Raw genomic sequence first — 25,103 nt, forward strand, 5'->3', positions numbered from 1 at the left:
GGGCCCGGTCAGTCGGCTCGGTTGCGCGGCCGGGGGCGCGGGCCGATCTGATCGAGCAGGTCGTTGACCTCGTCCGGGAACCCATTGGTTACGGCCTGCGGTGTCTTATTCGGGAACCGGCGCGTGACGTGCTCTTGTGCGGCGGATCCCGGCAGGACGTAGACGGGTTCGGGCTTGTTCTGCAATGGGCGCACAACGTCATCGAGGTGGCCCTTGCGATCGTCGAGGTAGGCGCCGATCACATCCTCACCGGCCGGGCAGACGGCCATGCAGTAACCGGCCTTGTAATTGGGTTTGAACGACAGGCTCTGCCACATCGAGAACGATTCGCCGGTGCTGACGCGCTCGCGGTATTCGGCGGCGTTATCGCTGTCGGCGACGGTTTCGGCCCAATCGGTGAAGCCGCCCATGAACTCGCGGTAGTTGTGCGTATAGCAGGCCTGGAAATCGAAGCCGCCGTCGTTGGTGATCGCGCCCACCGGACATGCCGAGACGCAGAGCTTGCATTCCAAACACGGGCTGAAATCCAGCGATGCGCTCGGTTCGTCGATCACCGCGTCGGTGACCACCGTGCCGAGCAGGATGAAGTTGCCGAACTTCGGATGAATGACATTGCGGTGGATACCCATAACGCCGAGCCCGGCCGCCTCGGCCACCACCTTGTGCGCGATCACCCAGATGCGACCCGGAAACTTATCGACCTCCATCGGATATCCCGGGGCCGGATAGACGGCACGGTATCCGGCATCCTGTAGCGCTCTGGTTATTCGCCGTGACACCTCATTGGTTTCGTCGTCGGCGTGGTTGAACTCGGTATTGGCGAGGCTGCGCATGGTGCTGCGCAGGTTGTCCCGGTTCATCCGGACGCAGAAGGCCACGAATGTCCGTGCGGAGGGCAGGATTTCGCGCGCGTGCTCGAGTTCGACCGCTACGCGCGGGTCCTCGACCGGCACGAAGCCCACATCGTCGGCTCCGGCCTCGAGACAGAGCTCGCGCAGCCGCGAAACGCTCAGTACCGGATCAGGTTTCGTGCGCGCCCGTTCGGCCATCCGCTGCACGGTCGGGTGCTCCGCCAGCCGCCGCTGCCCTGTTGGTTCCTGGTTCACTGCCGACATCGGACCTCCTCGTTGACGCGAGACCGGCACGGCCTCAGGAAGATAGACCCCGCCGAACGCCGAAACTCATCGCACACCGGGCGTGTCGTGGAATCGGCGCTCGATTGCGGTCGGTTTCCCGCAGGAGTGACCGACATATCGAATCCGATACAGCACCGTGTCGATCTACACCCTGTCCCGATCCGAAGATCATGTGTGGCCCGGTCGGGGTGAGGGAGCCCGACCGTGTCACGCATAGGATCGACTGATGGACAGATCGGGAGGCAGTGGGTTGGCGACATTGTTCGCGCTGGCCGATTCGCGGCTGCCGATCGGGGGACATGTGCATTCCGGCGGTGTGGAGGAGGCGGTGGCGTCCGGGATCGTGCGCGATGTCGGGACGGTCGAGTCGTATTTGCGGCGGCGGATCCGGACATCGGGGCTGGTGGCGGCGTCATTGGCGGCGGCGGTGTGCGCCGGGAAGTTGGCTGCGGTGCGGGCCGAGGCAGAGGCGGATGCGCGGACTCCGGCCCCGGCCGCGCGGGCGGCGTCGCGGGCACAGGGGCGTGGGTTGCTGCGGTTGGCGAAACAGGTTTGGCCGGGAGGGGATTGGGCGGTGCTCGGCGCGCGGCCGCATCTATCCACGGCATTCGGCGTCGTGGGGCACATCTGCGGGGCGACTCCGGAGGACACCGCGGCGGTTGTCGTCTATACGACCATGACCGGAGCCGCGACGGCGGCGCAGCGGTTGCTCGCGCTGGATCCCGCGGCGGTCGCCGCCTGCACGATCCGGCTCGGCGAACTCTGTGATCGCACCGCGGCCGAGGCCGCGACCGGACTCGCCGCGCTGTCGGACCCGCTGCAGGATGTGCTCGCCCAGCGGCACCTGGTGCGCGATATGCCCCTGTTCGCGTCCTAGGTGCGTGATCGGCAAGGATGAAGGCGGAAAGGAGCACGATATGCCACCCCATCTGATCGACGGCGAGCCGCATCAGCACTCCCATGACCGCCCCAAGCGTGCGCGCACGCCCGGAGAGGCGCTGCGCATCGGCATCGGCGGACCGGTCGGTTCGGGCAAGACCGCCCTGGTGGCCGCTCTGTGCCGGCAGCTGCGCGATGAACTCTCCCTCGCGGTGCTGACCAATGACATCTACACCACCGAGGACGCCGACTTCCTGCGCCGCAACGCGGTGCTGCCGGACGAGCGGATCACCGCCGTCCAGACCGGTGGCTGCCCGCACACCGCCATCCGCGACGACATCACCGCCAACCTCGACGCCATCGACGATCTGATCGCGGCCAATCCGCCGCTGGACCTGATCCTGGTGGAATCCGGCGGCGATAACCTCACCGCCACCTTTTCCTCCGGCCTGATCGATGTGCAGATCTTCGTCATCGATGTGGCGGGCGGCGATAAGGTGCCGCGCAAGGGCGGCCCCGGTGTGACCTTCTCGGATCTGCTGGTGATCAATAAGACCGATCTCGCCCCGCTGGTCGGTGCCGACCTCGGTGTGATGGAGCGCGATGCCGCGAAGGTTCGCGACGGTCGCCGGACCGCGATGATCTCGCTGACCGAGGATCCGGCCGCCACCGACGTGCTCGCCTGGGTGCGCGAGCAACTGCACGCGATCGCCGAGCAGGATGGGTCGGCCACCGAATCCGCTGTTGCGCACTGAGGTTCGCATTGTCGCGGCCGTCGGCACGCTGCCCGAGATCCACGCGAGCGGCGGGCTGGCGGTTCGGCGCACCGGTCCCCATACCGTCCATCTGATCGGCACCGCCGCGACCCCGCTCGGTGGCGACGAGCTCGATATCGAGATCGTGGTCGGCGTGGGCGCGCGGTTGGTCGTGCGCTCGGTCGCCGCCACCATCGCACTGCCCAGCGCGGCAACGCCACTGTCATTGGCGCACTGGCGTTTCGACGTCGCGGGCGCACTGGATTTCGATCCGGAGCCGACGATCGTTGCGGGCGGCGCACACCATCACGCCGTCACCGTGGTGCGGCTGACGCCCGAGGCCCGGCTGCGGCTGCGCGAACGGGTGCAGATCGGCCGCACCGGCGAGGACGACGGCGGCTGGCGTGGTGATCTCATTGCCGACGTCGGGGATCTGCCGCTGCTGCGGCACCGATTGGAACTCGGCGCGGACGGTGCGACGGACGATAACCTGGGCGCCCCAAGGGCATTGGACAGTGAACTTGTCTACCCCGATGACCGGCCCGCGGACACGACCGGTTTGGTCGCATCCCGCCTCCCGCTGGCCATCGGTGGGACCCTGTCCACCCGAACCGGAGTGCTGCTGGGCCCGAACGGCTGACTTCCGCTTCGCCGACTCGAAAATGTGTAGTCGGTCACAGCTTCGGGCCGCACACAGCCCTACGGGTGTAGCGGCGGTTCGGGCGGGGGAATGAAGAGAGGTGGGAACCCGACAGCGTCGTCAGGTTTCCACCCCGGTCCGGTGTTCGGTCGGTCGCCTACGACCCGAGAGGGTGCGTTGAACGCGCTGACAGCCGCCGCGGCGACACCACAGAAATGTCGATCGACATTCCGACCGGAGGGGCGCTCGGATGGGTGCGATTTGTGCCTCGGCGGATAAAGGCCGGTTTCGGGCGAATCAGCCCACTTTGCGGTTGGCCGCCTTATCAGTGAGCGCGGCCTTTCCGTTCTCTGCGGGCGGTGCACCGAGTGCGGCGGCGAGCTCGTCGGCCTCCTGTTGATCGGCCTGAACCGCCTCCACCGCGAGTCGGGCGAACACCCACTGTTCGGTGGCGGCCATCTGCCCGCGGCTGCGGCCGAGGAAGGTTACGAACCACTGGATGACGGTGATGATCCGGCTGCGGTAGCCGACCAGGTAATAGAGGTGCAGCGCCAGCCAGGCCAGCCAGGCGATGAACCCGCCGAATTCCAGCTTGCCGATCTGGCAGACGGCGCTGAACCGCGACACCGTCGCCATACTGCCCTTGTTGAAGTACTTGAACGGCTTACGATCCTGCGGTGCTTGGCCGTTCAGCCCGGCCTTGATCTGCTTGGCCGCATAGGTCGCGCCCTGGATCGCACCCTGCGCCTGACCGGGCACATTCGGTACCGACATCAGGTCGCCGACCACGAAGACATTCGGATGGCCCTTGATGGTCAGATCGGGTTCGACGATGACGCGACCGGCGCGGTCGACCTCGGTGCCGTCGGACTGCTCGGCCAGCATCTTGCCCAGCGGGCTGCCCTGCACACCGGCCGACCACACCTTGCACGAGGATTCGATGCGGCGCACGGTGCCGTCGGCGTCCTTCACCGTGACACCGTGCGCGTCGACATTGGTGACCATGGCGTTGAGCTGGATCTCCACGCCCATCTTCTCCAGCCGCCGCTTTGCCTTACCGCCCAGCTTCGGGCCCATCGGGCCGAGTACCGCGCCCGCGCCCTCGAGCAGGATCACCCGCGCATCGCGGGGATCGATGTTGTGGAAGGTGCCTTCCAGGGTGCGATCGGCGAGTTCGGCGATCTGGCCCGCCAATTCGACACCGGTGGGTCCGGCGCCGATCACCACGAAGGTGAGCAGCCGGTCCCGCAGTTCCTGGGTGACGGCCAGCTCGGCCCCTTCGAATGCGCCCAGGATGCGCGCGCGTAGCTCCAGCGCGTCATCGATGGTCTTCATGCCGGGGGCGTAAGTGGCGAACTGGTCGTTACCGAAGTAGGACTGCTGCGCGCCGGTCGCCACGATCAAGCTGTCGAAAGAGGTGACGGTGTTCTGGTTGAGCAGCTGTGAGGTGACCGTCTGCTGCTCGAGGTCGATATCGATGACATCGCCGAGCAAGACCTGCGCATTCTTCTGCTTGCGCAGCACCAGCCGGGTCGCGGGGGCGATCTCGCCGACGGAGAGGATGCCGGTGGCCACCTGGTAGAGCAGGGGCTGGAACAGGTGGGTCGAGGTCTTCGAGATCAGGGTGATGTCGACGTCGGCCCGCTTGAGGTGCTTGGTTCCGAACAAGCCGCCGAAGCCCGACCCGATCACCACCACCCGGTGGCGATGGTTCTCCTCGACAGACTGAGTGCTCATCGTCGGTGCTCCTCAAACCTGGGGTGGCGGCCCCTCGAACGTTACTGACCCGACTTACGGTAGTCGGCGCTCTGCTGGCCGTCACGGCGAGATCCCGGTTGTTGATGTGCTGCGATGCACCACTGCTGTCGAATACCATAGATCATGTCCGAGAATGCGTCGTTGATCGACATTCCTGACGACCATGTGATCGATCGACTATTGCGCCGGGTTCCCGAGCGTCATCATGTGCTGGCCACACCGCCACGGGGCAGTTCCGCGACCGCGGTGAGCGGCGATGCCGGATTGCCATATTTCGGGCGAGGTCTGCACTATCTGCGCTGGGGTCCGGCGGAAATGATGGACCGGTATCGCCGATACGGCCCGGTTTCACTCAATTCCTCGCTGGGATTGGATCGGGTGCTGATCTGTGGTCCGGAGGCGATAGATGAGGTGCTCGGCAAGCGCCGCCGCGACTTCGGCCAAGGGTGGGATTACTTCATCGGCTCGTTCTTCGGGCGCGGACTACTGCTGCTCGAATTCGACGAGCACCTGTTCCATCGCCGGATCATGCAACAGGCTTTCACTCGAGAGCGGCTCGAAGCGCATCTGGCGACATTGACGCCGGTGGCGCGGGCGGCCATCGGCCGGTGGGCGTCGGAACAGCGCGGCACGGTCCGGCTCTATCCGACGATCAAGGAATTGACGCTGGAAATTGCGAGTGAGACCTTCATGGCCGTCGATGTCGGTACGCAGCGCCGCAAACTCATCGACGCGTTCATCGATTGCACCCATGCCGGGCTCGCGATCATTCGACATTCCGTGCCCGGTGGCAACTGGCGCGCCGGGCTGCGCGGGCGGCGGGTGCTCGAGCAGTACTTCACGGAAATGCTGCCGCAGAAGCGCCGGACCGAGTCGGCGGATTTCTTCTCCGCGCTGTGTCATGCGCGCACCGAGGACGGCGCCGAATTCAGCGACGCGGATGTGGTGAACCACATGATCTTCCTCATCATGGCCGCGCACGACACCACGACGACCACCGCCACCGCCGTCGCCTATTACCTCGGCAAACATCCCGAATGGCAGCGCCGCGTGCGGGCCGAAGTGCTGCGCGTCGATGCGGAAATCGGTAGTGCCGCACCGACGATCGCCGATTTGGACCGCATGCACGACCTGGATCTGGTCATCAAGGAGAGTCTGCGGTTGATGCCGCCGGTACCCGGTTTCGTGCGGCGTGCGGTGCGCGATACCGAGATTCTCGGGCATTACATTCCGGCTGGCACGCCCGTCGATTGCGCCTACCACATCAACCACTTCCTGCCGGAGCTGTGGACCCGGCCGGACGTGTTCGATCCCGAACGCTTCGGCGAAGCGCGGCGCGAGGACAAATCGCATCGACTCGCCTGGGTGCCGTTCGGGGCGGGCGCGCACAAGTGCATCGGCATGCACTTCGGAACCCTCGAGGTGAAGACGATCATCGCGGCATTGGTACGCGATTACGAGTGGGAACTCCCGGAGGATTACCGAATGCCGTGGGGGTTCACGACAATTCCGTTCCCCCGGGATGGTGCGCCCGTGTTATTGCGTTCGCGAGCGGGTAGCTCGAATCAGCTCAGCGTCCGCTGAAAAGCAGTTCCGCGACCTTGGTGTCGGTGGCGGCACCCTCGGTGTAGCCGCCATCGCCGCCGAGCGAACTCATGATTGCCAGGGTGTAGCGCTCGCCGGGACCCGCGAAGCCGACCGAATTGACCACCCAGCCGCCCTGTTCCTCCGACCAGCCGTTCTTCAGGCCCGGCCGCATTGCCGCGCCCGCACCCCAGAGGCCCCAGTGTTGATTGCTGTCGACCGCGCGCATGCGATCGAGCAGATAGTTCCGGTCGTCGGGATGCATATGGTTGAAGACCGAATCCATCAGCCGATCCAGATCGGCGGGCGTGCACTTCTGGAACGACCAGTCCGGGAACATCGCGGTATTGGTCGGCTGCGGAACCAGCGTCACCATGCCATTGGCGCGGAAGGCATTGTTATAGGCCATCCGATCGATGCCCGCGTATTTGTTCCAGAGGATGTCGGCGGCTTGGTCATTGGACGTGGCGAGCATGGACTCCATCAGCGCGCGGTCGTCGGGACCGAGTCCGATCACACCCGCCCGTGCGCGGTTGAGCAGGTCAACGGCGATGGCAAGTTTGATGGTGGACGCGGTCCAGACCGAATTCTCCGCATTCTCGTTCGCGTACACCCCACCGCTGACCCGATCACGGACTACGTAACCCGTCACACCGGGCCGATTCTTCAGATACGCATCGACAGCGGCGATTCGGCTGCTCATATCGCAATCGAAACCGGCCAGGCAGCCCTGCGTATGCACCAGAGGCGCGGCAAAGGCCGACGGAATCAGCGCGGGGGTAGTGGGGACCAGGATCGCCGCAGCGGCGAGAACAGAGACGGAGGCGTGACGCACGAGGCAACACGATCGCACATCGGCGGGCCGGACGCACGTCTTGAGCTCTGCGCGACGCTGTGGTAGCAGGCGTTGCGTGCTTGCACCGCAGTGTCTTTCGTCAGAGCGCCTAGTGAAACGCCGCGTGTAGTTCCTCGACGGTGCGCCCGTTGAGACGGTAGCAATGCGCGAAGGCCTCGGCATGTTGGTCACGTGGCCAGGTGTGTAGCACAACGGTCCGGCCATATGAGCGCGAGTTGACCAGCTCCCATCTGTCACCGACGCGGCGGACTGTGAACCCGCCTCTCGGAACCAGGGGAATCACCATCGCCATCATTGAACGCGAACCAGCCTTTCGTGCAGCTATCCCCGTTCCTCCCCGGTTGAGCACTGTTGCACATCGAGCGCCTCGTTCCGAGGTGACACGACGAAGTAAATCGTTCGCGTGTGGCTTATTTCACTCTCGCGGGAGTGGGGCCGGAGGGTTGCGTGCTGATCGCTGGGCGTATAAACGTGCGGGAGCGGCGAGGCGTACGGATAGGCGACTTGACGCGCAGCGCGGACATACCGGATCGACCGACGAGAGGGCGCACATGCCGCTGCACATTCATCGTGCCGAGCGCGCCGACGCGTTGGCGCAGGCACTGGCCGAGCTGCTTGCCGAGCCGTTGCCGGATGCCTTCGCGGCCGAGGTGGTCGCGGTGCCCGCCAAGGGTGTCGAGCGCTGGCTGACGCAACGGCTGTCGACCGTGCTCGGAGTGTCGGGGCGTTCGGATGGTGTCGCCGCGAATATCGAATTCCCATCTCCCGGTGCGTTGGTCGCCGAGGCGCTCGCTGCGGTGAGTGGGGTGGCGCCCGATGCGGATCCGTGGGCGTCGGAGCAGCTCGTATGGACTTTGCTGCGGGTGATCGACGCGTCACTGGCCGAACCGTGGAGTGCGGTGCTCGCGCGGCATCTGGGCGCCGGGGATTCGGGCGGGCATCGCGTCGGGCGTCGATACGCCACCGCCGCGCATCTGGCGGCGCTGTTCGACAGCTATGCGGCGCAGCGACCGGGGCTGATCATGGAATGGGCCAGCGGTTCCGACACCGATGGTGCCGGGCGGGCGGTGCCGGATGATCTGTTGTGGCAACCGCAGCTGTGGCGGCGGTTGCGGGCCGAGGTCGGGGTGCCGAGTCCGGCCGAACGGCTCGACGCGGCCTGTGCGCGGTTGCGGGCCGAGCCCGAGTCGGTCGATCTGCCCGAGCGGGTGTCGCTGTTCGGGGTGACGCGGTTGCCGACCGATCAGCTGGCGGTGTTGTCGGCATTGGCCGAGCGGCGCGCGGTGCATCTGTCGCTCGCGCATCCTAGTCCGGCGATGTGGACGGAGTTGGGCGGCTTGGCGCCCGCGGTCGCGCGGGGCGATGATGTCAGCGCGACGGTGCTCCGGCATCCGCTGCTGGCGGGGCTCGGACGGGATGTGCGCGAGCTGCAGCAGCGGCTCATCGGTGCGGGCGCCAGCGATGCGCACCATGGCTCGACACCACTTGGCGGGCAGGCAGATTCGAGCCGAACGCGGCTGACCGCACTGCAATCCGGAATTCGGGACGATATGTGGCCGCCGGTACCCGCGACCTTCGATGACACGACCGTCCAGGTGCATTCCTGCCATGGACCGGCGCGGCAGGTGGAGGTATTGCGGGAGTGCCTGCTCGGATTGTTCGCCGCCGATGACACGCTGGAACCGCGGGATGTGCTGATCATGTGTCCCGAGGTCGAGGCCTACGCGCCGCTGGTGCGGGCAGCATTCGGTCAGAAGCAGGTGGGATCGGTTGAGCCGGTGGGGGATTCGGCGCATCCGGCGCATCTGCTGCGCGTACGGCTCGCCGATCGTGGGCGCGGGGTGACCAATCCGATGCTCGTGGTGATCGCGGTGCTGCTCGAGCTCGCCGATGGGCGGGTGACGGTTACTCAGGTGCTGGATCTGGCGGCGTCCGAAACCGTCCGGCGCCGTTGCGGTTTCGATGACGATGATATCGAGCGTTTGCGCGAATGGGCGGCCGAATCCGGCGCGCGCTGGGGGATCGGACAGCGGCAGCGGCAGGCGTTCGGGCTGGCCGACTTCGCGCAGAACACGCTGAACAGCGCGGTGGATCGAATCCTACTCGGGGTGACCGCGGACGAATCCGCCGACGACTGGCTGGATCTCGCGCTGCCGTTGGACGATGTGGACAGCAATGATGTCGATCTGGCCGGTCGGTTCGCGGAATTCATCGACCGACTCGCGGTGTGCCTGCGGGATCTGCGCGGGCCGCGTCCGGCCCACGAATGGGCGCAGGTCCTCGGCCGCTGCCTCGATCTGCTCACCGATGTGCCCGATAGTCAGGCATGGGTGCGCACCGAGGCCCGCCGCGAGTTGGCCGCGGCTACCGACCATGCGGGCGATGTGCCATTGCGGCTGGCCGATATTGGTGTGCTGCTGTCGAGTCGACTCGCGGCGCGGCCGACCAGAGCCAATTTCCGTACCGGTGAGCTGACCGTGTGCACGATGGTGCCGATGCGTTCGGTGCCGCATCGGGTGGTGGTGCTGCTCGGGCTCGACGATGAGGTCTTCCCGCGCACCAGCGGCGTCGACGGCGATGACTTGCTCGCGCGCAATCCGCTCCTCGGCGAACGGGATGGGCGCAGCGAGGACCGCCAGCTCCTGTTGGACGCGGTGCTCGCGGCCACCGAGCGACTGCTGATCTTCCACACCGGCGCCGACCCGGTGACCGGCGCGCACCGCCCGCCCGCGATCCCGGTCGCCGAACTGCTGGACGTGCTGCGTGCACACGTCGGCGCGGACGGGATGGACGCGGTGGTGACCCGACACCCATTGCAGGGCTTCGACCGTCGCAATTTCCGCGCCGAGCGCCCCTTCAGCTTCGACACAGTCGCACTCGCCGGTGCCGAGGCGGCCGGACAGCCCGCACAGCAGCGGCCCGCATTCCTGCCCGCGCCGCTGCCCGCACTCGAACTCACCGATATCGCACTGGCCGATCTGATTTCGTTCGTCGAGCATCCGGTGCGTGCGTTCCTGTGGCAGCGCATCGGTCTGCGCGTACCCGAACACGAAGAGGACATTGCCGACCGGCTGCCCATCGAACTCGACGGCCTCGCGAAATGGGAACTCGGCGAACGACTGCTGGCCGCGCGGCTGACGGGTGCGGACCCATCGACCCTGCGTGCGGCGGAGTGGCGGCGCGGAACATTGCCGCCGTTCGGATTCGGCGGCGCAGTCCTCGACGAGGTGGAATCCACGGTGGACAAGTTGGTCCGCGCGGCGCTGCCCGAGTACGAGGGTGCGTCGCGTGCGGTCGATATTGCGGTGGATCTGGGCAATGGCCGCCGACTCACCGGCACGGTGCCCGAGGTGCATGGAGAGTCGCTGGTTCGCACGACATTCTCCCGGCTGGCTCCGAAACACCGTATTGCCGCGTGGGTTTCGCTGCTCGCCCTGGCCGTCACCGAGGACCGTAGTTGGCGCGCAGTCACCACCGGGCGTGGCCAATTCGGCCGTCCCGCATGGCGTTCCGAGCTGACTGCCCCGGAACCGCCTGCCGCACTGGCGATTCTGCGTGAATTGGTCCGCTTGCGTGACGCGGGCCTGACCGAACCGCTGCCGATCGCGCCCTCCGCCACCGCCGTATACGCCGAACGCCGCTTCCGCGGCTCGAACGCCGAGGAGGCCATCGCCGCCGCCGAACGCGAGTTCAACGGCGGCCCCAATGGCCCCGGCCCGTTCGGCGATCACACCGACCGTCATCTTCGCTACATCTGGGGCCGAGCCCCGCGCCTGGAACACCTCATGGCAAGCCCCGCCCCGGCGGGTGAACCCGGCGAAACCACCCGCTTCGGCTCTTTGGCTCGCCGCATGTGGGCACCCCTGCTCGCCGCCGAGAGCCAGGGACAGCCGTGAGTGGTATCGCGGGGATTCGCCGTGCGCCTGGTCCGGAATCACGGCTCAATGGTCCGGCGCGCCTACCGCATGATGGCCGGTTTCGGGTGGACGGTGGAACAGTCAATTGGCATCGGAAGTGGATGGTGTGCATGAGCATTGCGAGCGTCGCATGCGCCGCTTCGCGATCGGTGAAAGCCGGTCGGGCATGACCATTGAAGACACCGCGTTCGCCGCGCCGCCACTGGATACCGACCGATTCGACCCGAACGGACCGTTGCCAACGGGCACGACCGTACTCGAGGCGAGTGCGGGGACCGGTAAGACACATGCGATCGTCGGATTGGCGGTGCGGTATGTGGCCGAGATCGGGATCGATATTTCGCAGCTGCTGCTGGTGACGTTCAGTCGGGCGGCCACGCAGGAGCTGCGGGAGCGGACGCGGGATCGGTTCGTCGCGGTGGCTGCGGCATTGTCGGATCCGGAGGCCGCGCGAGCGCATGGCGATGAGTTGGTTCGGCTTGTTGCGCAGGCGGATTCGGACGAGGTGCGACGGCGCAGGCGGCGATTGCTCACGGCGCTTTCGGATTTCGATGCAGGAACCATCGCGACAACGCACAGTTTCTGCCAGCGGATGCTCGACGAGCTCGGGTTGGCGGGAGAGCACGATCCCAGGTCCCGGCTGGTCGAGACGATCGATGAGCTGATCGGGACGGTCGCCGACGACCTCTACCTGAACCGGTATGCCCGTGCCGAGCCGCCGTTTTCGCTGAAGGAGGCGCACACGCTGGCGCTGGCGGCGGTACAGGATCGGCACGCAGTACTGGTGCCGGAGGGCGCGGGACCGGCGGGGGAGCGGGTCGCCTTCGCCGCCGCCGTGCGGGCGGAGACCGAGCGCCGCAAGCGCCTGGCCGGATTGCGCGACTTCGACGATCTGCTGGTGCTGTTGCATGATGTGCTCGCCGATCCGGTGCACGGCCCGCGGGCGTGCCGTCGCATTCGCGACCGGTATCGGGTCGCCCTGGTCGACGAATTCCAGGACACCGATCCGCTGCAATGGGACATCCTGCGGCTGGCCTTCCACGGACATTCGACCCTGGTTCTCGTCGGCGACCCAAAGCAGGCCATCTACGCCTTCCGCGGCGCGGAGGTGCTCAGCTATCTCGACGCTGTAGCACACGCCGACACCCGCAAGGAGCTCACCGACAACTGGCGCAGCGATGCAGGACTGCTCGCCGCACTGGATCACCTGCAGGGCGGTGCGGCGTTGGGGCACAAGGAGATCACCGTCTACCCGGTCGCGGCGACACGTGGCTGGACGCGACTGTCCGGCTCGGCGGAACTGACGACGCCGCTGCGGATGCGGTGTCTGCCGCGCACCGGGGCCGGCCCGCTGAACAAGTCGGGATTCCCGGCGGTCGGGCGCATGCGCGCGAAGGTCGCCGACGACCTCGCCGCGGATATCGTGCGGCTGCTGGAATCCGATGTGCTGTTCGAGGCGAAGGCCGGACCGAGGCCGATCGGGCCCGGCGATATCGCGGTGCTGGTGCGGACGCGATCCCAAATCGATGTGGTGCGTACGGCTTTGGACCGGGTCGGCGTCGCGTCCGTCCTTGCCGGTGGCACCAGCGTATTCGGCACCGGCAGCGCGACGGACTGGCTCTGGCTCTTGCGCGCCCTGGAACAGCCGCATCGCTCCGACCGCGTGCGACTGGCCGCCTGCACACCACTGCTCGGCCTCACCGCCGCCGAAATCGATAGCGGCGGTGCGGATCTGGTCGGCCGCGTCAGCGCGCAACTGCGGGAAGCGGCCCGGTTGTTCGCCCGCGCAGGATTCGCCGCCGTCTTCGAAAAGATCTCCGCCGAAGCGAATCTGGCGCAGCGGCTGCTGTCGATCGAGAACGGCGAACGGGAGCTGACCGATCTTCGGCATATCGCCCAACTGCTGGACCAGGTCGCACTGAGCGAAGGGCTCGGCCTCACCGCGCTGACCCGCTGGCTCGCCGACCGGGTGCGCGATCCGGCCTCGGGATCGGTCACCGACCGCAGCCGTCGGCTCGACCGCGATGCCGCGGCTATCCAGATCGCCACCGTGCACGCCAGCAAGGGCCTCGAATTCCCTATCGTCTATCTGCCTTTCGCCTGGGACAACGCGAAGAATCCGTACCCGCAGACCCTGCTGTTCCACACCGACGACGGCGCCCGCGTCCTCGATGTCGGCGGCCAGGACGCCTCCGGCTACGGCGAACGCAAGCTGCGCAGCGAAACCGAGGAGGCGGGTGAGGAACTTCGCTTGCTGTACGTCGCGCTCACTCGCGCGATGTGTCAGATCGTCGCCTGGTGGGCACCGGCGATCACCACGGCCAACGCACCGCTGCACCGGATGGTCCTCGGCCGCCCGGACGGCGGCGATCTGGTGCCGAGCAAGGCGGCGGTGCCTGCGGATTCCGTTGCGGTATCCATGCTTTCGGCATGGGCGGCCGGTGCGCCGGAGGCGATTTCGGTGGCGGGCGTCGAGGGCACCGATGCGGTCGAGATCCGCCGGGTGCGCACCGAACTGCCAACCGGTGCTCTCGCCGCGGCCGAGTTCGCCCGCACCATGGACCTGCAGTGGCGTCGCACCTCCTATTCGGCATTGACCGCGGGCGCTCATGACGTGGCGATCCCGGAGGCCGAACCCGAAGATGAACGCGGCCCATCCGATGAGCCCGGCGCACCGGTCCTGGTCGACGCCGAACCCGCGGTATCGGATGCGGCCCCGTCACTGATGAACGCCCTGCCCTACGGTGCGGAATTCGGCACCCTCGTACACGGCGTGCTAGAACGAATCGATACGGACGCACCGGATCTCGCCACCGAGGTGCACACCCGCTGTCGGCAGGCGACCGAAGAGCTGATGGCCGAGGTCGATCCGATGGTCCTCGGCAATGCCCTGCTCGCTGTTCTGCATACGCCACTCGGATTCGGTTGTCTCGCAGACATTTCCAACCGGAACAAGCTCAATGAACTCGACTTCGAACTCCCGCTCGCGGGCGGCGACATTCCGGGTGCGCACACCGTTACCCTGCGCCGCATCGCGGAACTGCTGCGCACCCATCTTCCGGCCGACGATGCCCTGTCCAGCTACGCCGACCAACTTGCGGCGCTGGACGACGCCCCACTGCGCGGCTATCTGACCGGCAGCATCGATGTCGTCCTGCGTGTCACCGAAAAGCCCGGTGCCGAACCACGATTCGTCATCGTCGACTACAAGACCAACCGTCTCGGCACCGGCGACCTCACCGTCGAGCACTACACCCACGACCGCATGGCCGCCGAAATGCTGCGCTCCCACTACCCCCTCCAGGCCCTCCTGTACGCGGTGGCACTGCACCGCTACCTGCGCTGGCGGCTGCCCACCTACGAACCGGCACGGCACCTCGGCGGCGCCTGCTATCTCTTCGTTCGCGGCCTGATCGGTCTCGAAACTCCCACGGGGCGTGGTGTTTTCGAATGGAATCCACCCGCCGCGTTGATCGTGGCATTGTCCGATCTGCTCGCCGGGGAGGACCGATGACCTCGATTCAGTTGGCCCAGCGGGGGACCGGGCTGCTGCGCCTGTTCAACGAGGCCGGTGTGTTGTCCGCGGCCGACGTACACGTCGCACTGCGACTGGGGCGTATGGGCCGGGAAGCCTCGGCAGAGGTGCTGTTCGCAGCGGCGCTCGCAGTGCGGGCGGTGCGCTCGGGTTCGGTGTGCCTGGAACTGCACCGCATGCGCGAGATCGGCGTCGATGCCGATGAAACCTGGGATGCCGGTGCGGGAATCGACCCGGCGACGCTGCCATGGCCAGATATCGATGCCGTCGTCGCGGCACTGCGCGTGAGTCCATTGGTCTGCGGCGGATCGGCCGGTCCGTTGCAGCCATTACGTCTGGTCGAGGCGCAGGCCACCCGGGACGCGGGTCCATTGCTCTATTTGGACCGGTACTACCAGCAGGAGCAGACGATCCGGCGGGTGCTCACCGAACGTTCCGGACACCACCCGAAGGTGGATCCCGCCATCGTGCGCCGCGAACTCGATCGCCTTTTCGATGCCCCGGTCGGCGCGGCCCCGGACCGTCAGCGCATCGCCGCGGCACTCGCCGCCACACATTGGACGACGGTGGTGGCGGGCGGTCCCGGTACCGGCAAAACCCACACCATAGCCCGCATCCTGGCACTGCTCGACGCGCACCAAAAGGCGCATCCGAAGCTGCCCGCGCTGCGCATCGCCATGGCCGCGCCCACCGGGAAGGCGGCCGCGCGCCTGCAGGAGGCGGTGCGCGAACAGGCCGAAGCCCTCGGACTGCCCGAGCTCACCGCGGCCACCCTGCACCGGCTCCTCGGCTGGCAGCGCGGCCGTGCGACCCGGTTCCGCTACCACGAATTCAACCGGTTGCCCTATGACGTGATCGTCGTCGACGAAACCTCCATGGTGTCGCTGACCATGATGAGCAGCCTGCTGGCCGCGCTGCGCCCGGATACCCGCTTGGTTCTGGTCGGTGATCCGGATCAGCTCGCCTCGGTCGATGCGGGCGCGGTGCTCGCCGACCTGGTCGCGGGTCCCGTTGTGGGCGAACCCAATCCGGTCCTCGAACAGGTGCTCGGTGCGGAATCGGTTGCGGCCGGAGATAATCCGGAGGCACTCACCAGACTCGAACGCGCACGTCTGCGCGGCGGTATTGTCCGATTGACCCGCGGCCGCCGATTCGGCGGCAAGATCGCCGAACTCGCGGTGGCGGTTCGTGCGGGCGACGCCGATACCGCGCTGGAGCTGCTGCGCGCGGGTGGCGAAGAACTGTCGCTGTGTACCCCGGACGACGCCGCGCCGGTCCGCGCCGATGTCGTGCGTGCCGCCCGCGAGGTGACCGCGGCCGCCCTCGACGGTGCCGCCGCGGCCGCGCTGACCGCCCTGGAATCCCATCGCCTCCTGTGCGCCCACCGCCAGGGCCGGTTCGGCGTCGAACGCTGGGACCGCATGGCGGCCGAATGGGCGGCCGCCGGGGGCGCGGGACCGGACTCGCACCAGGCCCCGTGGTATCCGGGCCAACCCCTACTGGTCACCGCCAATGACCACGAGGCCCGCATCTACAACGGCGACACCGGTGTGATCGTGCGGATGCCCGACGGCTCCCTGCGCGCGGCCCTGCAGCGCGGCAGCGAACCATATCTGGTGCACCCCACCCAATTTCCGGCCGTGGTCACCGTCTTCGCCATGACCATCCACCGCAGTCAGGGCAGCCAGTACGACACCGTCTCCGTTGTCCTGCCCGAACCCGAATCCACCCTGCTCACCAGGGAACTGCTGTACACGGCGATTACCCGTGCCCGCCGCCACGTGCGCATCATCGGCACCGACGATTCGATCCGTGCCGCCATCGACCGCCGCGTCCTGCGCGCCAGCGGGCTGTCGCGGATCCCGGAGTCACAGTGATCTCCGGCGCGCAGCTGGTCGCGCCGCGCATGGACGAATTCGTCCGCGGCGAACACGAATACGCCTGGCGGAGGGACAGTGTGACCTGGGGATCTCACGTTTCGCCCGGCCCGGGCGTCTACCCAGCGTGAGATTGCCTCCGTTCGAGGAAGTGGTGGCCGAATACGGCCCGATGGTGTTGCGTGTCTGTCGGGCCGTGCTCGGCCCGACGGATGCGGCCGACGCGTGGTCGGAGACCTTCCTGTCGGCCCTGCGCGCCTACTCCGACCTCGACCCGAACACGAATATCGAGGCATGGCTGGTCACCATCGCGCACCGGCGCGCGATCGATGTGGGGCGCGCACTGACCCGCGCGCCCGTCCCTGCCGAATCCCTGCCCGAACGCGCGGCCCCGAACGCCGACCCGGCCGGTTACGACCCCGATCTGTGGGAGGCGCTCGCGGCACTGCCGCCCAAACAGCGGCAAGCGGTGGCCTACCACTACCTGGCCGGACTACCGCACGCCGAAATCGCCGAGCTACTGGGAAATTCCACCGACGCCGCCCGCCGCGCCGCCGCGGACGGACTCAAAACCCTGCGCAAGCTCTACCCGAAGGATCGAACATGATGGCCACTATCGACCGGGATCCGGACGGCCTCTTCGACGGCCTGAATGCGAACTCCGCCGAGATCCTGTCCCACCTGCGGCGGCGGCTGGCCGCCGACGCGCAGGCCGCCGGTCTGCTCGATATCGCCTACCGCACACTGGATACCCCCGTTGGCACCCTGCTGCTCGCGGCCACTCCCGCGGGCCTGGTGCGGGTCGCCTACCCCAACGAGAACCACGACACCGTGCTCGCCACACTCGCCCAGCGGATCAGCCCCCGGGTCCTCGCCGCCCCCGCGCGCCTGGATGCCGTGGCGCACGAGATCGACGAGTATTTCGCCGGTGCCAGAACCCAATTCGACCTGCCACTGGACCTGCGGCTGACCGCCGGTTTCCGCCGCCAGGTGATCGAGCAGCTGACCGATATCGGCTACGGGCACCGGGCGAGCTACGCCGATGTCGCTGCGGCCGTCGGCAATCCACGCGCCGTGCGCGCGGTCGGCTCGGCCTGTGCGCACAATCCGCTGCCGGTCGTGATCCCCTGTCATCGGGTGGTGCGCAGCGACGGTTCGATCGGCCAGTACGTCGGTGGTATCGCCGCCAAGAACACCCTGCTGACCCTCGAAGCGGCGTGACGGAGAGCCGATGGAAATCCTTGCCGCACTGGAAGAACGAGTCGACGCCCAACCATGGCGCATGCTGTTCGAGGAGATCGACGCCTACGGCTGCGCCCAGACCGGCCCGCTGCTGACTCAGGACGAATGCGCCGAAATCACCGCTATGTGGGACGATACGGCCCGCTTCCGGTCGACGATCGATATGGCACGCTACCGTTTCGGCCAGGGCACCTACCGCTACTTCGCCGATCCGGTCCCCGAACCGATCATGCGCCTGCGCGCGGCCTTCTACCGCCGCCTGCTGCCCATCGCCCGCAACTGGGCCGACCGGCTCGGCGACCCGACCCCATGGCCCGACGGTTTCGCGGACTGGCTCGCTGCCTGCCATGCCGCGGGCCAGACCAAGCCGACACCAATTCTGTTGCGCTACACCGAAGGTGACTGGAACGCCCTGCACCGCGACCTCTACGGCGAACTCGTCTTCCCGCTACAGGTCGTCATCGGCCTGGACCGTCCCGGCATTGATCACACCGGCGGCGAATTCCTCCTTGTCGAACAACGTCCCCGCGCCCAATCGAAACCCACCGTCACCATCCTGGAACAGGGCCACGCCCTCATCTTCACCACCCGAGACCGGCCGACCCCGTCCGCCCGCGGCTGGTCCCGCGCACCGATCCGGCACGGCGTCAGCCGAATTCGCGGCGGCCACCGCCACACGCTGGGCCTGGTGCTGCACGACGCCGAATGAGATGTACACCCTGACCGACGCCAACGACCGCGCGTATCCGAGCCCCACTCCGGGCCGATACGGCGGCCATCGGCGCGGCAAACTCTACGGCCGCCTCGACTGCCCCTCCGCCCTGCGCGCCCTGGCCCGCGGCCACTACCGCGCCCATCGCGTCTTCTTCGCCGATGAAGCAACCGCCATCGCTGCCGGTTACCGTCCCTGTGCTGTCTGCCTCCCCGCCGCATATGCGGTATGGAAGGCCAACTCCGGCTCGTGATCTCACGTTTCGTCGTCAGAGAGCGTCTACCCGGTGACAGTTCGACATCGAGGAGCAACATCATGTCCGATACCTCCACCGCACGCCTGGTGTACGGCTCGTCCCTGGGCAACCTGGTGATCGAGGCTGATCCGGCCGGTGTATCGCGGGTCGCATTCACCGATATGCAACCCGCCGAGCCGACCGGTGAAAACCTCACGGCGCGTGAACATCTCGAAATCGCGGCAGAACAGATCGACGAATATCTCACCGGTGAACGCCGACGGTTCAGTGTCGCAATGGATTTGACACCGATGAGCGAATTCGACCGTGAGGTATTGCTGACGCTCGAGGCGAGCACGGGTTACGGCCGGACGACCACCTACGGAGCCCTGACCCGGCAACTCGGCCGCACCACCGCCGACGCCCGCAAAATCGGTGGCGCACTCGCGCGCAATCACCTGCTGATCCTGCTCCCATGCCACCGTGTTCTCGGTGCCGACGGTGCGCTGACCGGCTATGCGGGCGGCCTGCCCGCCAAGCGGGCCCTGCTCGACCTCGAATCGGCCGACCTGCTGCTGCCGCTGGGCTGACACGCCAAGACGAATGGGGAATATCGGCGACCGCGGTGTGATTGCATGTGGTCATGACGAGCGCGGAGTTGTTGGTCGATGCATTCGGGCGGGTCCAGGAGAATGTGCACGGCGCGGTTGCCGGGCTGCGGCAGGACGAATTGGCGGCTCGGATGGATCCGGACGCCAACTCCATTGCCTGGCTGATCTGGCATCTGACGCGAGTCCAGGATGATCACATCGCCGATGTCGCGGGATTCGAACAGGTGTGGACGGCGGCGGGCTGGGCCAAGCGGTTCGAACTGCCCTTCGGTGATGCGGCGACCGGATACGGCCACGGCGCCCCGGAGGTCGCCGAACTCGGCCGAATCTCGGCCGAGCTGCTGTTGGGCTACTACGACGCGGTGCACGCGCAGACGATCGACTACGTCTCCGGACTGACCGACGCCGATCTGCCACGCATTGTCGACACCCGCTGGAATCCGCCGGTCACCCTGGGCGTCCGGCTGATCAGCGTCGTCGACGACGATATCCAGCATTCCGGCCAGGCGGCGTTCATTCGCGGAGTTCTGTTGCGCCGCAGGTAGTTTCAGTGCTCGTCCGGCGTCCGCCCGAACAGCAGGTCGGCGGCGCGGACGACCACGTCCTGCCGGGTGCGGTCGTGGTGATCGGCCGCAAGGAAGTGTTTGCCGACCGCCAGGCAGAAGGCGAGCAGGGCGCGTGCCTCGACTTCGTCCGGATCCGAGCAGATCGCGCCGAACAACTCGCGCGCGTACTCCATCCGGTGGTTGTCCACTCGGCGTAGCCGTTCGGCAACCGTCGGGTCGCGGCGCGCCCAGTCGCGTACGGCGAGGTCGATCGGGAGGCGCTCGTCGGAGAAGGTGAGCAGGCCCGCCCGCCGGATCTTGGTCTGCGGATCGCCGCCCTCCCGCTCGACCCGAGCGCGAACCTCATCGGTGCTTTCGCGTTCCCAGGTATCGAGCATTTCCTCGAGCAGGGCATTGCGGTCAGCGAAGTGTCCGTAGAAGCCGCCCTTGGTGACGCCGAGCGCCTGCGCCAGGCTCTCGATGCGGACGGCGTCCGGACCGCCGCTCGATAGCGCCAGCAGACCCTGCTCGATCCAACTGCTTCGTGGGGTGCGAGTGACGGCAACCATACCTTCAGTATCGCTGACGGTGTTGACACCGGCGTAGCGCCGGTTAGGATCGAAGTATACGGCAGCGTATATTTGAAAGCCGTTGGCACATCAGCGAATTGCGAGGGCAACGGTGTCCTCGCCAACGAGAGGGGACCGTGATGACGGTCGGATTCGTCGCCTTCCACTACCCGCGACCCGAACATTTCGACGACTTCGTGTCCCGCGTGCACAAGGTCGCGGCGGCCATGCGATCGGCGCCCGGATGCCTGTCCGTGGACTGCTGGATCAGCACCGACGGTGACGACGCGGTGGTTTCGACGGGGCAGTGGGAATCCGAGGAAGCCTTCGCGGCATCGTTCGCCGCGGTCGCGGCGGCGCAGGTCGATGTCACCTTCGATGATCGCGAACACCGTCCGCGCCAGATCTTCAGGCTCGCCGCCCGGTAGCGCGCGATGAACCAGAGAGATGGAGGCGGAGCAATGCGGCTCCCGGAATCCGCGCACACCTCCCGACCTTGGCGGATCCATGACATCGCACCCGATTTCCGGATCGAGGATGTGTGGGCACTGCCGACGCCGGGCGGTCCCGACGACTTCCCGCGACTGGTGCAACAAGTAGCCTCGGGCAAGAATTCGAGTGAATTCTCCGTCATCTACCGCGCACTCTTCGCGATCCGCTGGAAACTCGGTGCGCTACTCGGCTGGGATAAAGACGATACCGGGATCGGGGCGCGGGTGCCGTCGCTGCATGATCGGCTGCCCGTGGATCTGCGCGATGTGCCAGCCGGACCGGTATTCGAAGGTGCGCCGTTCCGCTCGGTCTACCGTACCGACAGTGAATGGGTAGCCGAGATCGCCAACCGGACCATGCATGGGGTGATGCATATCGGCTGGGTACCGGACGAAACCGGTGGCTACCGCGGCCAGATGGCCGTGTTGGTGAAGCCCAACGGCGTGTTCGGGAAGCTTTATATGGCCGGAATCCTGCCGTTCCGGTACCTGCTGGTCTACCCGGCGCTGATGCGTGGCGTCGCACGCCGGTGGCAGGCGCAGACCGGCGATCCGATTGTGGAATAACCGGATTCGACCGAACTAGACGCTCTCCGGGCGCGGACTGGTCGCGAACTGGATCTAGCTGTGCCGGAGCCGATCTCGGTACCGGGTGGGCGTCCAGGCCAGGGTTTTGCCGATCAGAACCTAGGTATCCGCCGCGCCGAGCAGGCTGGCTGTGGCCGCCATCGAAGCCCACTTCTGCACGCTCGAATCGCACACCGAGATCGCCGACGGTGAAGTTCTTACTGTCGACAATGCGGTGCGCAACTCCGCCGCCCGCGAACGTGAATATTTTGCCGGACAGGGCGACGCGGCGCGATAACCGGGCACTCTCACATTGTCAGCTGCCTTGCGGGATAAGGGGTACGACGGCCTCCGCGATTTCGGTGACGTTATCGCATGGGGAGAGTTTGCGAGGGTGCAGACCGCGGGGGTCGTCCACCAGGATGTAGAGGGAGCCGGATTTCATATTGATATTGACGGTGCAGCCGCCGGGGACGTCCGGGCGCGCCTCGTAGCGTAGGGCATTGCGGCCGCCAATGGTGAGTTCGGTTGCGGTGGGGAACTTTTCGCGAACTTGGTCGAGGGTTCCATTGGTTGTCTGGACACGGAATGTGTATGCGCTCTGGGCGACGTACGAGCAGCCCTTCAATTGGAAGCTGCCCGTCGAATCCTGTTTGGGGGTGGGAGTGCGCGCATTCCACTGGTGTGCGGTCAAGAATTCGGGCGTCAGCGCGGTGCAGGGGTCGAATACGGCAGCGGTGTTCGGAGTGCTCGCCGAGGCAGTCGAAGTGCCGGGCGTCGACGGTGCCGCCGATGTCGAGGCTGGTGTCGGCGAATTCTCCCCGCTGCAAGCAGTGAGAACAATGGCCACTGCAGTCAGAAGGCCCACCACTGCCGAAGAGCTTTCGGTGCTGGTTCTCATACGCGGATCTCGCGCATCCGACGGGCGAAGTCTTCGTCGGTGCGCTCGTAGGCGTCACGGATGGTCTTGAAGAGCGTCTGGATCTCCGTCGCGACCGCGATATAGTCACCGATGGTGTCGTAGGCGTTGTTCGGGCCGCCGAATGCCTTGTCCTGGAACATTTGCACCAACTCGATGGCCGACGTCAGCCGCGGGTTGTTCTCGCCGAGGCCCCATGCCGAGTGCTCGCCGAGCGCACGCGCATCGTTCTGTGCCAAGGAGAGATCGATGATCAAATTCTGACAAGCCGCATCGATATCAACGAACGCCTGCGGCTCCATCCGCACCTTCAGCGCCCCGGTCTTCGCATCCTCGACACACCCGCCGAACGGACTGTCAACAGCCATCGCGGTCGCCCCTTCCCATGGTCCCGTCTGATCATAGAGACGCACCCGCCGACGAAACGGTTCCATCGAAACATGCGCTCCTGGAAACGTTGATGAATACGGTTCCGAGTCGTCTCTGATCGTCGGTGCGATCGAATGCTACTGGACGGTAACTTGTCACGGGTATGGCCAGTTTGAGGGAATCCTTCTGGGACAGTTGAACTTTCACGGCTACGCTGGGGTGATGCACGATCGATGTGAGTGACCTCACTGCACTTCGCGCACTCGAGAACCGGTCGGTATTGGTCGCTTGTCCAAGGTATTGGTCAGGGGTGTTGTTCTCGAAGACAACAGGTCACCGATAGGCTGGAGGCGACGCCGGTGCGGATCGGCGTCACGCCGCAACCGCCGAATACCGGAGGGTGAGAGCTATGACGACCGCTGACGAGCACGTCGATGTGCTCATCGTCGGTGCCGGACTGTCCGGGATAGGTGCGGCGTATCACCTGGGGCGGGCCTTCCCGCGGCGGAGCTACGCGATTCTGGAAAGCCGCGACGCGATCGGCGGAACCTGGGACCTGTTCCGCTATCCGGGAATTCGCTCCGACTCGGATATGTACACCCTCGGCTACCGCTTCCGGCCGTGGTTGGGAGAGATGTCGATCGCCGACGGTGACGACATCCTGGACTATGTGCGTGCGACCGCCGCCGAGAGCGGTATCGAGCGGCATATCCGGTTCCGGCATCGGGTGGTCGACGCCGAATGGTCATCGCGGGACAACCGCTGGACGGTGCGCGCCGAGCGGACCGATACCGGCGAAACCGTCACGCTCACTGCCGAATTCCTGTTCTGCTGTTCCGGCTACTACCGCTACGACGAGGGCTACACCCCGGAATTCGCGGGCCGCGAGCGGTTCGCCGGACCGATCATCCACCCGCAGCATTGGCCGCGCGATCTCGATGTCGCGGGCAAGCGGGTGGTGCTGATCGGCAGCGGCGCAACCGCGGTCACCCTCGGACCCGCGCTCGCCGAGCAGGGTGCGCACGTGACTATGCTGCAACGCTCGCCGAGCTACATCATCTCCGCACCCGCGCGCGACGATCTCGCCGTCAAGGTGCGCAAATTCCTGCCCGCCCGCGCCGCGTACGCGGTGGCGCGGGCCAAGAATGTGGCGCTGGCCACCGCGATATACCAACTGAGCCAACGGTATCCGGAATTCATGCGCAAGCGGATCAAGGGCTGGCAACGGCGCTGGCTGCCCGAGGGCTTCGATATCGACACCCACTTCACTCCCACCTACAACCCTTGGGATCAGCGACTGTGCCTGGCGCCCAACGGAGATTTCTTCCGCGCGATTCGCAAGGGACGATTGGATATCGTGACCGATAAGGTCGAGACATTCACCGAGGCCGGTCTGGCCCTCGCCTCCGGCGCCACCCTCGATGCCGATATCGTCATCACCGCAACGGGTTTGAACCTACTCGCCTTCGGCGGCATCGAACTCGCGGTCGACGGGCAGCGGGTGAAACTTCCGGAGCATATGGCCTATAAGGCGATGATGCTATCCGACGTGCCGAACTTCGCGTACATCATCGGCTACACCAACGCCTCGTGGACGCTGAAGGCGGATCTGGTGTGCGAGTACGTCGTTCGGCTACTACGCCATATGGACGACAACGGCTACGACCGCTGCACGCCGGTGCGCGATCCGTCCGTCGGCGCCGCATCGCTGTTCCTGAATTTCAACCCGGGGTACGTGCAGCGCGCCGCGAGTAGGTTCCCGATCCAGGGCACCAAAGCGCCGTGGCGCCTACGTATGAACTACCTACGTGATGTGGTGACGCTGCGCCACGGGCGGATCACCGACAGCGCCATGGTATTCGAGCGGGCGCGGAATCGGGATCCGGTGTCGACGCAGGGGTAGCCG

At 66.5% G+C, this 25,103-nt stretch carries 23 protein-coding genes; 17 read left to right on the forward strand and 6 right to left on the reverse strand.

The features are described 5' to 3' along the window. Window positions 1-8 precede the first annotated feature (8 nt). Window positions 9-1,115 (reverse strand): 4Fe-4S binding protein, encoded by a 1,107-nt coding sequence (locus tag ABZ293_RS09000; protein WP_355178770.1) that lies wholly within the window; start codon window positions 1,113-1,115, stop codon window positions 9-11. Window positions 1,116-1,362: 247 nt separating this feature from the next. On the opposite strand from ABZ293_RS09000, the gene ABZ293_RS09005 reads away from it, so the two are divergent. The 3 genes from ABZ293_RS09005 to ABZ293_RS09015 are packed head-to-tail and all read left to right on the forward strand — an operon-like array spanning window position 1,363 to window position 3,410. Beyond that, entirely contained in the window at window positions 1,363-2,013 is a 651-nt protein-coding gene (locus ABZ293_RS09005; protein WP_355178772.1) for an urease accessory UreF family protein, read from the forward strand. A 40-nt stretch (window positions 2,014-2,053) separates the two neighbouring features. Then, window positions 2,054-2,770, forward strand: coding sequence for an urease accessory protein UreG (gene ureG, locus ABZ293_RS09010; protein ID WP_355178774.1), 717 nt, complete (start codon window positions 2,054-2,056; stop codon window positions 2,768-2,770). Next, window positions 2,760-3,410: an urease accessory protein UreD gene (locus ABZ293_RS09015; protein ID WP_355178776.1), complete on the forward strand. Its 651-nt coding sequence runs from the start codon at window positions 2,760-2,762 to the stop codon at window positions 3,408-3,410. The genes ureG and ABZ293_RS09015 overlap by 11 nt, the downstream gene beginning before the upstream one ends. Before the next feature lie 297 nt (window positions 3,411-3,707). On the opposite strand, the gene ABZ293_RS09020 is transcribed toward ABZ293_RS09015, so the two are convergent. Continuing rightward, window positions 3,708-5,147, reverse strand: a complete 1,440-nt coding sequence (locus ABZ293_RS09020; RefSeq protein ID WP_355178778.1) for an NAD(P)/FAD-dependent oxidoreductase — start codon at window positions 5,145-5,147, stop codon at window positions 3,708-3,710. 144 nt (window positions 5,148-5,291) lie between these two features. Between ABZ293_RS09020 and ABZ293_RS09025 the strand changes: the two genes are divergently transcribed. Continuing rightward, window positions 5,292-6,752 (forward strand): cytochrome P450, encoded by a 1,461-nt coding sequence (locus ABZ293_RS09025; protein WP_355178780.1) that lies wholly within the window; start codon window positions 5,292-5,294, stop codon window positions 6,750-6,752. Here the strand turns inward: ABZ293_RS09025 and ABZ293_RS09030 are convergent. Next, window positions 6,739-7,587 (reverse strand): tat pathway signal sequence, encoded by an 849-nt coding sequence (locus ABZ293_RS09030; RefSeq protein WP_355178782.1) that lies wholly within the window; start codon window positions 7,585-7,587, stop codon window positions 6,739-6,741. The genes ABZ293_RS09025 and ABZ293_RS09030 overlap by 14 nt on opposite strands. Before the next feature lie 572 nt (window positions 7,588-8,159). On the opposite strand from ABZ293_RS09030, the gene recC reads away from it, so the two are divergent. The 9 genes from recC (at window position 8,160) to ABZ293_RS09075 (ending at window position 20,282) form a co-directional block, all read left to right on the forward strand. Further along, on the forward strand, window positions 8,160-11,504 hold the full coding sequence (gene recC, locus ABZ293_RS09035) for an exodeoxyribonuclease V subunit gamma (RefSeq protein ID WP_355178784.1): 3,345 nt from the start codon (window positions 8,160-8,162) through the stop codon (window positions 11,502-11,504). 187 nt (window positions 11,505-11,691) lie between these two features. Further along, window positions 11,692-15,039, forward strand: coding sequence for a UvrD-helicase domain-containing protein (locus tag ABZ293_RS09040; RefSeq protein WP_355178786.1), 3,348 nt, complete (start codon window positions 11,692-11,694; stop codon window positions 15,037-15,039). Beyond that, the gene (gene recD / locus ABZ293_RS09045; protein ID WP_355178788.1) at window positions 15,036-16,937 is read left to right on the forward strand and encodes an exodeoxyribonuclease V subunit alpha; all 1,902 of its coding nucleotides are present in this window, start codon (window positions 15,036-15,038) and stop codon (window positions 16,935-16,937) included. Before ABZ293_RS09040 ends, recD begins: the two co-directional genes overlap by 4 nt. Window positions 16,938-17,064: 127 nt before the next feature. Continuing rightward, on the forward strand, window positions 17,065-17,544 hold the full coding sequence (locus ABZ293_RS09050; RefSeq protein ID WP_355178790.1) for a sigma-70 family RNA polymerase sigma factor: 480 nt from the start codon (window positions 17,065-17,067) through the stop codon (window positions 17,542-17,544). Next, a complete protein-coding gene (locus tag ABZ293_RS09055; RefSeq protein WP_355179115.1) occupies window positions 17,544-18,158 on the forward strand; it encodes a methylated-DNA--[protein]-cysteine S-methyltransferase in 615 nt (204 codons plus the stop codon). The genes ABZ293_RS09050 and ABZ293_RS09055 overlap by 1 nt, the downstream gene beginning before the upstream one ends. 10 nt (window positions 18,159-18,168) lie before the next feature. Beyond that, window positions 18,169-18,888, forward strand: a complete 720-nt coding sequence (locus tag ABZ293_RS09060; protein WP_355178792.1) for a 2OG-Fe(II) oxygenase — start codon at window positions 18,169-18,171, stop codon at window positions 18,886-18,888. A 1-nt stretch (window position 18,889) separates the two neighbouring features. After that, complete coding sequence (locus ABZ293_RS09065; protein WP_355178794.1) at window positions 18,890-19,144, forward strand: Ada metal-binding domain-containing protein; 255 nt, start codon at window positions 18,890-18,892, stop codon at window positions 19,142-19,144. Between the two features lie 62 nt (window positions 19,145-19,206). Further along, window positions 19,207-19,716 carry a methylated-DNA--[protein]-cysteine S-methyltransferase gene (locus ABZ293_RS09070; RefSeq protein WP_355178796.1) on the forward strand — a complete coding sequence of 170 codons (510 nt, stop codon included), beginning with the start codon at window positions 19,207-19,209 and terminating at the stop codon, window positions 19,714-19,716. A 53-nt stretch (window positions 19,717-19,769) separates the two neighbouring features. Beyond that, on the forward strand, window positions 19,770-20,282 hold the full coding sequence (locus ABZ293_RS09075; RefSeq protein ID WP_355178798.1) for a DUF664 domain-containing protein: 513 nt from the start codon (window positions 19,770-19,772) through the stop codon (window positions 20,280-20,282). 2 nt (window positions 20,283-20,284) lie between these two features. On the opposite strand, the gene ABZ293_RS09080 is transcribed toward ABZ293_RS09075, so the two are convergent. After that, complete coding sequence (locus tag ABZ293_RS09080; protein ID WP_355178800.1) at window positions 20,285-20,851, reverse strand: TetR/AcrR family transcriptional regulator; 567 nt, start codon at window positions 20,849-20,851, stop codon at window positions 20,285-20,287. 140 nt (window positions 20,852-20,991) lie between these two features. Here ABZ293_RS09080 and ABZ293_RS09085 point away from each other — a divergent pair, with 140 nt between their 5' ends. The 3 genes from ABZ293_RS09085 to ABZ293_RS09095 all read left to right on the forward strand — a co-directional run bounded on the left by ABZ293_RS09085 (window position 20,992) and on the right by ABZ293_RS09095 (window position 22,207). Beyond that, on the forward strand, window positions 20,992-21,279 hold the full coding sequence (locus ABZ293_RS09085) for an antibiotic biosynthesis monooxygenase (protein ID WP_355178802.1): 288 nt from the start codon (window positions 20,992-20,994) through the stop codon (window positions 21,277-21,279). Between the two features lie 33 nt (window positions 21,280-21,312). Continuing rightward, a complete protein-coding gene (locus tag ABZ293_RS09090; protein ID WP_355178804.1) occupies window positions 21,313-21,909 on the forward strand; it encodes a DUF2867 domain-containing protein in 597 nt (198 codons plus the stop codon). Between the two features lie 151 nt (window positions 21,910-22,060). Next, window positions 22,061-22,207 carry a hypothetical protein gene (locus ABZ293_RS09095; RefSeq protein WP_355178806.1) on the forward strand — a complete coding sequence of 49 codons (147 nt, stop codon included), beginning with the start codon at window positions 22,061-22,063 and terminating at the stop codon, window positions 22,205-22,207. Between the two features lie 18 nt (window positions 22,208-22,225). Here the strand turns inward: ABZ293_RS09095 and ABZ293_RS09100 are convergent, their stop codons facing one another. Further along, window positions 22,226-22,810 carry a DUF3558 domain-containing protein gene (locus tag ABZ293_RS09100; protein ID WP_355178808.1) on the reverse strand — a complete coding sequence of 195 codons (585 nt, stop codon included), beginning with the start codon at window positions 22,808-22,810 and terminating at the stop codon, window positions 22,226-22,228. Continuing rightward, window positions 22,807-23,196, reverse strand: a complete 390-nt coding sequence (locus ABZ293_RS09105; protein ID WP_355178810.1) for a hypothetical protein — start codon at window positions 23,194-23,196, stop codon at window positions 22,807-22,809. The genes ABZ293_RS09100 and ABZ293_RS09105 overlap by 4 nt, the downstream gene beginning before the upstream one ends. 410 nt (window positions 23,197-23,606) lie before the next feature. Here ABZ293_RS09105 and ABZ293_RS09110 point away from each other — a divergent pair, with 410 nt between their 5' ends. Then, window positions 23,607-25,100: an NAD(P)/FAD-dependent oxidoreductase gene (locus tag ABZ293_RS09110; protein WP_355178812.1), complete on the forward strand. Its 1,494-nt coding sequence runs from the start codon at window positions 23,607-23,609 to the stop codon at window positions 25,098-25,100. Window positions 25,101-25,103 lie beyond the last annotated feature (3 nt).

The organism is Nocardia sp. NPDC005998 (genome assembly GCF_040614395.1).
Classification (GTDB): domain Bacteria; phylum Actinomycetota; class Actinomycetes; order Mycobacteriales; family Mycobacteriaceae; genus Nocardia.

What these genes read in the sequence shown, in the direction of transcription:
- recD (WP_355178788.1), top strand. Translation starts at nt 15,036, where the DNA reads ATGACCTCGATTCAGTTGGCCCAGCGGGGGACCGGGCTGCTGCGCCTG.
- ABZ293_RS09000 (WP_355178770.1), bottom strand. Translation starts at nt 1,115, where the DNA reads ATGTCGGCAGTGAACCAGGAACCAACAGGGCAGCGGCGGCTGGCGGAG.
- ABZ293_RS09060 (WP_355178792.1), top strand. Translation starts at nt 18,169, where the DNA reads ATGGAAATCCTTGCCGCACTGGAAGAACGAGTCGACGCCCAACCATGG.
- ureG (WP_355178774.1), top strand. Translation starts at nt 2,054, where the DNA reads ATGCCACCCCATCTGATCGACGGCGAGCCGCATCAGCACTCCCATGAC.
- ABZ293_RS09070 (WP_355178796.1), top strand. Translation starts at nt 19,207, where the DNA reads ATGTCCGATACCTCCACCGCACGCCTGGTGTACGGCTCGTCCCTGGGC.
- ABZ293_RS09020 (WP_355178778.1), bottom strand. Translation starts at nt 5,147, where the DNA reads ATGAGCACTCAGTCTGTCGAGGAGAACCATCGCCACCGGGTGGTGGTG.
- ABZ293_RS09100 (WP_355178808.1), bottom strand. Translation starts at nt 22,810, where the DNA reads ATGAGAACCAGCACCGAAAGCTCTTCGGCAGTGGTGGGCCTTCTGACT.
- ABZ293_RS09025 (WP_355178780.1), top strand. Translation starts at nt 5,292, where the DNA reads ATGTCCGAGAATGCGTCGTTGATCGACATTCCTGACGACCATGTGATC.
- ABZ293_RS09090 (WP_355178804.1), top strand. Translation starts at nt 21,313, where the DNA reads ATGCGGCTCCCGGAATCCGCGCACACCTCCCGACCTTGGCGGATCCAT.
- ABZ293_RS09040 (WP_355178786.1), top strand. Translation starts at nt 11,692, where the DNA reads ATGACCATTGAAGACACCGCGTTCGCCGCGCCGCCACTGGATACCGAC.
- ABZ293_RS09055 (WP_355179115.1), top strand. Translation starts at nt 17,544, where the DNA reads ATGGCCACTATCGACCGGGATCCGGACGGCCTCTTCGACGGCCTGAAT.
- recC (WP_355178784.1), top strand. Translation starts at nt 8,160, where the DNA reads ATGCCGCTGCACATTCATCGTGCCGAGCGCGCCGACGCGTTGGCGCAG.
- ABZ293_RS09080 (WP_355178800.1), bottom strand. Translation starts at nt 20,851, where the DNA reads ATGGTTGCCGTCACTCGCACCCCACGAAGCAGTTGGATCGAGCAGGGT.
- ABZ293_RS09110 (WP_355178812.1), top strand. Translation starts at nt 23,607, where the DNA reads ATGACGACCGCTGACGAGCACGTCGATGTGCTCATCGTCGGTGCCGGA.
- ABZ293_RS09075 (WP_355178798.1), top strand. Translation starts at nt 19,770, where the DNA reads ATGACGAGCGCGGAGTTGTTGGTCGATGCATTCGGGCGGGTCCAGGAG.
- ABZ293_RS09065 (WP_355178794.1), top strand. Translation starts at nt 18,890, where the DNA reads ATGTACACCCTGACCGACGCCAACGACCGCGCGTATCCGAGCCCCACT.
- ABZ293_RS09005 (WP_355178772.1), top strand. Translation starts at nt 1,363, where the DNA reads ATGGACAGATCGGGAGGCAGTGGGTTGGCGACATTGTTCGCGCTGGCC.
- ABZ293_RS09105 (WP_355178810.1), bottom strand. Translation starts at nt 23,196, where the DNA reads ATGGCTGTTGACAGTCCGTTCGGCGGGTGTGTCGAGGATGCGAAGACC.
- ABZ293_RS09085 (WP_355178802.1), top strand. Translation starts at nt 20,992, where the DNA reads ATGACGGTCGGATTCGTCGCCTTCCACTACCCGCGACCCGAACATTTC.